At 64.6% G+C, this 1,199-nt stretch carries 1 protein-coding gene and 1 pseudogene; both read left to right on the forward strand.

Annotated features, from left to right (window positions below):
* Window positions 1-352, forward strand: a pseudogene (locus ACFWUY_RS41790) (3' terminal RNA ribose 2'-O-methyltransferase Hen1); the annotation flags it as partial.
* Window positions 353-1,199: AAA family ATPase (locus ACFWUY_RS41795; RefSeq protein ID WP_384122353.1), on the forward strand; the 847-nt coding region annotated here is incomplete at its 3' end.

A 1,199-nucleotide genomic window follows, 5' to 3' on the forward strand; every position in this document is an offset into this window, starting at 1 on the left:
GACCTACCACGACAACCGGCTGCAAGGGTTCGATGCGGCGGTGCTCATGGAGGTGATCGAGCACGTCGACGAGTCCCGGCTGCCCGCCCTCGAACGCGCCGTATTCGGCCATGCCGCACCGGGATCGGTGATCGTGACGACGCCGAACGTGGAATACAACGTGAACTACGAAACTCTCGACGGACACCGTCACGATGATCACCGATTCGAGTGGACCCGTGCGGAATTCGCCGCCTGGTGCGCCCGTGTCGCCGACACCTTCGGCTACACCGTCGATATCCGCCCGGTCGGCGACCACGACCCTTCGACCGGCTCCCCCACCCAGCTCGCACTGTTCCGGAAGGCCGCGTAAATGAACATCGACCTCCCCGAACTGTCGCTCATCGCGCTCATCGGCATCTCCGGTTCCGGCAAGTCCACCTTCGCCGCTGAGCACTTCAAGCCCACCGAGGTGCTGTCGTCGGACTTCTTCCGCGGCCTGGTCGCCGATGACGAGAACGACCAGTCCGCGACGAAGGATGCCTTCGACGCGCTCGGTCACATCGCCGGTATCCGATTGCGCGCCGGTCGCCGGGTCGTCATCGACGCCACCAATGTGCAGAAGCACGCGCGCGCCGAATTGGTGGCGCTGGCACGGTCCTTCGACGTGCTTCCGGTGGCGATCGTCATCGATACCCCCGAAGCTGTTGCGTGGGAACGGACTCAGGGACGCACCGACCGCACATTCGGACGCAATGTTCTGAAGCGGCAGAGCCAGGATCTGCGGCGGTCATTGCGCGAACTGGGCCGTGAGGGTTTCCGCAAGGTGCATGTCGTCAGCGATCCGTCCGATGTGACGATCACCTATGAAAAGGCATGGAACGACCGGCGCGAACTCACCGGCCCGTTCGACATCATCGGCGATGTGCACGGCTGTCGCGCCGAATTGGAAACGTTGCTGGGTGAACTCGGCTGGACGCTGGTTCGCGACGAGCAGGGTCGACCTGTCGATGCCACGCACCCGGAGGGTCGTCAGGCGGTGTTCGTCGGCGATCTCGTCGACCGTGGGCCGGATTCGCCCGGCGTGCTGCGGTTGGTGATGGGGATGACCGCGAGTGGCAATGCCCTGTGCGTGCCGGGCAATCACGAGCAGAAGCTGTTGCGGAAATTGCGCGGCAAGAACGTCACGGTGTCGCACGGCCTGGCGGAGACGCTCGAGC

This window comes from Streptomyces sp. NPDC058664 (genome assembly GCF_042716635.1).
Taxonomy (GTDB): domain Bacteria; phylum Actinomycetota; class Actinomycetes; order Streptomycetales; family Streptomycetaceae; genus Streptomyces.